General features: G+C 59.8%; 3 protein-coding genes and 1 riboswitch. Of the genes, 1 reads left to right on the top strand and 2 read right to left on the bottom strand.

Annotation, left to right across the window (positions count from 1 at the left end; translation table 11 throughout):
• Window positions 1–556: 556 nt before the first annotated feature.
• On the bottom strand, window positions 557–4,327 hold the full coding sequence (gene cobN / locus GHN86_RS18870; RefSeq protein ID WP_153379440.1) for a cobaltochelatase subunit CobN: 3,771 nt from the start codon (window positions 4,325–4,327) through the stop codon (window positions 557–559).
• 3 nt (window positions 4,328–4,330) lie between these two features.
• A complete protein-coding gene (gene cobW, locus GHN86_RS18865) occupies window positions 4,331–5,401 on the bottom strand; it encodes a cobalamin biosynthesis protein CobW (RefSeq protein ID WP_153379442.1) in 1,071 nt (356 codons plus the stop codon).
• 92 nt (window positions 5,402–5,493) lie between these two features.
• A riboswitch (cobalamin riboswitch) is annotated at window positions 5,494–5,693 on the bottom strand.
• Window positions 5,694–5,791: 98 nt separating this feature from the next.
• Between cobW and GHN86_RS18860 the strand changes: the two genes are divergently transcribed.
• The gene (locus tag GHN86_RS18860; RefSeq protein WP_153379444.1) at window positions 5,792–7,084 is read left to right on the top strand and encodes a glycosyltransferase; all 1,293 of its coding nucleotides are present in this window, start codon (window positions 5,792–5,794) and stop codon (window positions 7,082–7,084) included.
• Window positions 7,085–7,117: the final 33 nt, after the last annotated feature.

Genomic DNA, 7,117 nt, shown 5'->3' with positions numbered 1-7,117 from the left:
TCCCTCCGGGAGAGGGCTAGGGTGAGGGCCGGCCGCACCTTCAATCTTCCTCTATACGAGTCGACTAGGAATTCAGTGCAGCAAGTTCAGGTCAACAATGTTCTTCAATAGCCCCCATTCAGTCCCCTCTCCCTCCGGGAGAGGGCTAGGGTGAGGGCCAGCCACTCCTTCAATCTTCCTCTATACGAGTCGACTACGAATTCAGTACAGCAAGTTCAGGTCAACAGTGTTCTTCAATAGCCCCCATTCAGTCCCCGCTCCCTCCGGGAGAGGGCTAGGGTGAGGGCCGGCCGCACCTTCAATCTTCCTCTATACGAGTCGACTAGGAATTCAGTACAGCAAGTTCAGGTCAACAATGTTCTTCAATAGCCCCCATTCAGTTCCCTCTCCCTCCGGGAGAGGGCTAGGGTGAGGGCCGGCCACACCTTCAATCTTCCTCTATACGAGTCGACTACGAATTCAGTGCACCAAGTTCAGGTCAACAGTGTTCTTCAATACCCCCCATTCAGTCCCCTCTCCCTCCGGGAGAGGGCTAGGGTGAGGGCCGGCTACACCTTCAATCTTCCTCTATATCGAGCAATAGATTTTCAAGCGCTTCTTTATACTCACCCGGCTCACTCCACAGCCCTCGCAGTTGAGCTTCGAGCATCCGTTCAGTCATGTCGCGCAGCGCGTGTGGGTTGTGCTGCTGAACAAAGTCTCGCGTATCCGGATCGAGCAAATAGGCATCAGCCAACAACGCGTACTGATGGTCATCAATCAAATGGGTGGTGGCATCAAAGGCAAACAGGTTGTCCAGCGTGGCCGCCATTTCAAAGGCGCCTTTGTAGCCATGACGCTTGACCCCGTCAATCCACTTGGGATTGGCCGCCCTCGAACGAATCACTCGATTCAATTCTTCTTTAAGCGTACGGATTTTTGGCAAATCGGGCTGACTGTGATCACCGTGATAGCTGGCCGCCTGCTCACCGCTCAAGCTTTCGACCGCCGCCAGCATGCCACCCTGAAACTGGTAGTAATCATTGGAGTCGAGCAGGTCGTGCTCACGGTTGTCCTGATTTTGCACCACGGCCTGCACCTGGCTCAGGCGCTTAGCAAACTGGCCACGGGCGGCGGTGCCTTCATCACTGGCGCCATAGGCATAGCCGCCCCAGTTCAGATACACCTCGGCCAGATCCTCTCGACTCTGCCACAACCGGCCATCAATGGCGTTTTGCACGCCCGCGCCATAGGCACCGGGTTTAGCCCCGAAAATGCGCCATCCGGCCTGACGTGCCGCCAATTCCGGGGCCAGCCCTTGGCTTTCAAGTTGCGCGCGCTCGCTGCGCACTTTCGCCGCCAGCGGGTTCAGGTCGTCCGGTTCGTCCAGCGCTGCTACCGCTTGTACAGCGGCATCAAACAATCGAATCAGGTTGGCAAACGCGTCCCTGAAGAACCCGGACACGCGCAACGTAACATCGACCCGTGGCCGATCCAGCAAACTGACTGGCAAGATCTCGAAGTCGTCGACCCGTTGACTGCCGGTCGCCCACACCGGGCGTACGCCCATCAATGCCATTGCCTGAGCAATATCATCGCCGCCGGTGCGCATGGTCGCCGTGCCCCACACTGACAGGCCAAGCTGTCGCAGGTGGTCGCCGTGATCTTGCAAATGGCGTTCAAGAATCAGGTTGGCCGACTGAAAGCCAATCCGCCAGGCCGTGGTTGTGGGCAAATTGCGCACGTCGACAGAAAAGAAGTTACGCCCCGTGGGCAACACGTCCAGTCGCCCACGACTCGGTGCACCGCTAGGCCCTGCGGGCACAAAACGGCCGCCCAAGGCGTCCAGCAAGCCTTGCATTTCCGCCGGACCGCAGGCATCCAGACGGGGTGCAACCACCTCCAGCAAGGCGTCGAAAATCGAGCGAACCTCAGTCCATCCCTCGCTGTCAGGAAGTTGCAGTTCGCCCAGCAACGCCTGTTCGATCAATTGCGCTGCGTACAACTCAAGGCGCTCACGGGTATCCCCGGCGGTGCGCCACAGCGACTCGGCAACGGCTTGCAGCTCGGGAGGTTGGCGCGCAGTCCAGGGTTCGGCCAACGCACAGTCAAGCGGATCGAAACCCAGTTCAAAGGCTTTGGCCAAGGCGCGCAATAGACTCGACTGCGCTCCCCGCCCATCACCCCGCGGGATGCGCAACAAAGCCAGCAAGGTGTCTATGCGCAAACGCCCGGCAGGCGATTCTCCGAAGATGTGCAGACCGTCACGGATTTGTGATTCCTTGAGGTCACACAAATAGGTGTCCAGCCGGGGCAGCCAGATAGCCGCATCGGCGTCGCTGTCGAGTTGTTCGTCAAGTTGCAGCTCGCGGTCGATCCGGGTTTCGCGCACCAGCTTGAGAATGTCGCGCTGCAACTCACGCGCACGGCGCGGGTCCAGCAGCTGCGCTTCGTAATACTCGTCGGCCAGCAGTTCCAGGTCACGCAAAGGCCCGTAGGTTTCAGCTCGGGTCAGTGGCGGCATCAAGTGATCGATGATCACCGCTTGCGTGCGCCGCTTGGCTTGCGCGCCTTCGCCGGGGTCGTTGACGATAAAGGGATACACATTGGGCATCGGCCCAAGGATCGCGTCCGGCCAACAGTGCTCGGACAATCCGACGCCCTTGCCCGGCAACCATTCCAGATTGCCGTGCTTGCCCACATGCACCACCGCATGCGCGCCGTACGTATGGCGCAGCCAGAAATAAAACGCCAGATAAGCATGGGGCGGCACCAGATCCGGGTCGTGATACACCGCGCTGGCATCGACCTGATAACCGCGCGCCGGTTGAATCCCGACAAAGGTCAGGCCAAAGCGCAAACCGGCAATCATCATGCGCCCGTTACGGAACATCGGATCACGGTGCGGTTCACCCCAACGCTCGGTCACTGCCTGCCGATTGGCCTCGGGCAAATCGTTGAACATCGCCAGATACTCATCGAGCTCCAGACTTTGCAGGCACGGACGCAGATCAAGGCTGTCCAGATCGTTGCTCACCCCGCCCAACAACTGCTGAATCAACTCAGTGCCGGTGTCTGGCAGTGCGCAGTCAAGCGGATAACCTTCACTTTGCAGCGCCCGCAGGATATTCAACGCGGCGGCCGGAGTGTCCAGACCGACGCCATTGCCAATGCGGCCATCGCGGGTCGGATAATTGGCCAGAATCAGGGCGATACGCTTATGCGCATTGGCCACACTTGCCAGTTCGACCCAGCGCTTGGCCAGTTCGGCGACAAAATCCATGCGCTCGGGTTGCGCTCGATAGCACACCACGTCCGACTGACTGCGCTCACTGCGCCAGGCCAGATCCTTGAAGCTGATCGGGCGGCTGATGATCCGCCCGTCCAGTTCAGGCAGCGCAATGTGCATGGCCAGATCACGGGGGCCAAGGCCCTGCTCACTGTCCCGCCAGCCGGGTTCGTTATCCTGGGCGCAAATGGCCTGGATCACCGGGATATTGCGCCGAAACGGGCGCAGGTGCGGCGCTTCAGGACTGGACTGAGCAAAGCCGGTGGTGTTCAGAATGACACCGGCTTGCACCTCATCCAGCAGGTCTTCGACCACGGCCAGACAGCCCGGCTCTTTCAGGCTGGCAACGGCAATGGGCAAGGGGTTGAGCCCCGCGGCCTGCAAACGCTGGCAAAACACGTCGACAAACGCGGTGTTGGCCGCTTGCAAGTGAGAGCGATAGAACAACAGCGCGGCCACGGGTTGCCCCGCCAGCCAGTCGGCTTGCCAATGGCTGAGCTGCGGGCTGGAATGGGCCGGGTGATAGATCGCAGTCCGCGGCAGGGTCTGGGGCTCATCCCACGCATAGTCACGGCCCAACCATTGGCTGGCGAGGCAGCGATAGAGTTGCAACGCGTTGTGCCGCCCGCCCTGTCGCAAAAAATGCCAAAGGCGTTCGCCCTGCTCGGCCGGCACGGTGCTCAAACCGCTGAGTTCCGGGTCGGGGCGATCATCGCCCGGCACCAGAATCAAGGTGACGCCGCGTTCAGCCAGTTGCACGAGGCGCTCAATGCCATAGCGCCAGTAGCCAATGCCGCCGTGCAACGACAGCAGAATCACTTTGGCGTATTGCAGCACCTGATCGACATAGAGGTCGACCGAAGCATGATTTTGCACCTGCATGGGGTTGGCCAGACGCAGGCTTGGATAATCTTCAGGCAACTGCTGCGCCGCTTCGGCCAGCAGTGCCAGGCTTGAATCGCCACTGCACAGGATCACCAGCTCGGCGGGTGTCTGGCCTAAATCGGCAATGTTATCGTCCGATACAAAGCCACCGGGCTGGGTCCTGAGCAAATGCATGGCTTATACGCTCAACGCTGTACGCAAGGTGGATTCGAGCAAGGCGGCGTCAAGGTCTTGACCGATCAACACCAGCTTGGTGGTGCGCGCCTCTTCTGCACCCCAGGCACGGTCGAAGTGCTTGTCAAAACGCGTACCAACGCCCTGAATCAGCAAGCGCATCGGCTTGCCCGGGATCGCGGCGAAACCCTTAACCCGCAGAATGCCGTGCTGGACCACCAGCGCCGTCAAAGCGTCCATCAACAGGCGCTCTTCAGCTTGCGGCAGTTCAATGGAGATGGAATCAAATGCATCGTGATCGTGATCGTCGTGGTCATCATCGCCATCGTGATGATGGTCATGGTGGCTGTGACGGCCATCAATATGGTCTTCAGAACCCGCACCCAGCCCCAGCAACACGTCCAGTGGCAAGCGTCCGCTACTGGCTTCAATGACTTTCACCGCCGGTGGCAGTTCTTCCGCGACTTCGGCGCGTACTTTGGCCAGGTCTTCAGGGCTGATCAGATCCGCCTTGTTGAGAATCACCAGGTCAGCACTGGCCAGTTGGTCGGCAAACAGTTCGTGAAGAGGCGATTCGTGGTCCAGATTAGGGTCCAGCTTGCGCTGGGCATCGACTTGATCCGGGAAAGCGGCGAATGTGCCGGCGGCCACGGCCGGGCTGTCGACCACGGTAATCACGGCATCTACCGTGCAGGCGCTGCGGATTTCCGGCCACTGGAAGGCTTGCACCAAAGGTTTTGGCAAGGCCAGGCCCGAGGTTTCGATCAGGATATGGTCAATGTCCGCACGGCGTGCCACCAGCTCGCGCATCACCGGGAAGAACTCTTCCTGCACGGTGCAGCACAAGCAACCGTTGGCCAGCTCATAAACCCGACCGTTAGCCTCTTCTTCAGTGCAGCCGATGGAGCATTGCTTGAGGATCTCACCGTCGATGCCCAACTCGCCGAATTCATTGACGATCACGGCAATGCGGCGGCCTTGAGCGTTGTCCAGCATATGGCGCAGCAAGGTGGTTTTTCCCGAGCCAAGAAAGCCGGTAACGATGGTGACGGGGGTTTTGGCCAGTGTTTTCATCGGATGCCCTTTGGCAAAGCGGCGGGCATACGGGACGACATCGCGGGCCTGAGCGCGCGGGTTTTCGCCACCGGATCACCCCGCCCGGTTGAAGTAAAATTCTGTGACGAGGCAGGTCTCCTGGCTTACGGCTGGGCAGTAGCCTGACGCTACGCCCTACTCTGCGCCTTCCCGCGTGTGACGCAGTGGCATTGCACAGTAATCGACCGTTTACAGTTGCGGGGGCAGCCGCGGCATACCGCGTTCCCTTCTTAGCTTCGCAGTGCGAAGAACCTCGAAGGCGCAAGGCTACGCAGTGCCATGTAACAGGTCAATGCCAGTCGGTATCGCGGGGCGCGTTGTGTTCTAATTGGCGCCTTTTTTCGTCTTCTGCGCTTCAAGGATCTGTCCATGCCGTCCACCCCGCAAACTCGCGTCCTGATCATTGGCTACGTGTGGCCCGAGCCACGCTCCTCGGCGGCGGGCGGGCACATGGTGCAGATTATCGAGAGCTTTTTGCAGGAAGGCTGGCACATCACCTTCAGCAGCCCTGCCGGGATTGGTGAGCACAAGGCTGATCTGGCCACACTGGGCATTGATGAAGTGACCATCGAGCTGAATAACAGCAGCTTTGACACCTTTATCACTGAACTGGCGCCCGACATCGTGCTGTTCGACCGTTTCATGATGGAGGAGCAGTTTGGCTGGCGGGTCGAAAAACACTGCCCTGCTGCGCTGCGGGTGCTGGAAACCTCCGACCTGCAAAGCCTGCGTGACGCCCGCCAGCAGCAGCTCAAGGCGCGGCTCAAGCACAGCCCCGAGCAAGACGACTTCAGCAGCCTGTTCGCCCCTGCCCCCCGCGAAACCTATGAGCACATGGCCGATGCCGATCTGGCGCAGCGAGAAGTGGCCGCGATTTACCGCAGCGACCTCAACCTCATGATTTCCGAGTACGAAATCGACTTGTTGGTGGAGCACTTCAACGTCCCCAAAGCATTGCTGCACTGGTGCCCACTGATGGTCGACCACGTGCCGCAGACTTTTGTGCCCTATGAACAGCGTCAGCACTTCCTGAGCATTGGCAACTTCCGCCACGCGCCGAACTGGGACGCGGTGTTATGGATGAAGACCCATGTCTGGCCCTTGATTCGCCAGCAACTGCCCACGGCGCAACTGCATGTGTATGGCGCCTACACCCCGCCTAAAGCCACCGCCCTGCACAATCCGGCGCAAGGTTTCCTCGTGCTCAACTGGGCCGAAGATGCGTTGGCCGTCATGAGTAACGCCCGCGTTTGCATGGCGCCACTGCGGTTTGGCGCAGGCATCAAAGGCAAAATTGCCGATGCCATGCTCTGCGGCACGCCCAACGTGACCACGCCGGTCGGTGCTGAAGGTATGCACGGTGACTTGCCGTGGGCCGGAGCCATTGAACAGAGCGCCAGCGCGATTGCCGCCGCCGCGGTTGAGCTGTACCAAAACCCGCAGGCCTGGCAGCAGGCCCAGCAACACGGGCAGAAGCTGTTGGCCGAGCGTTACTTGCAATCGAGCCACGGCCCGGCGCTGGTTGAACGCATCAACGCTTGTCGCGCCAACCTTGAGCAACACCGACGCAATAACTTCACCGGGGCGATGCTGCGTCATCACCAGCATAAAAGTACGCAATACATGTCGCAGTGGATCGAGGCGAAAAACCGTTCAAATTGATCAAAGCACTTCGTAGCAGTTGCCGAAGCCGAC

Origin of the sequence: Pseudomonas helleri (genome assembly GCF_009600315.1) — a bacterium.
In the GTDB taxonomy this organism is placed as follows: Bacteria; Pseudomonadota; Gammaproteobacteria; order Pseudomonadales; family Pseudomonadaceae; genus Aquipseudomonas; species Aquipseudomonas helleri_A.
This window is presented reverse-complemented; position numbering and strand designations above follow the sequence as displayed.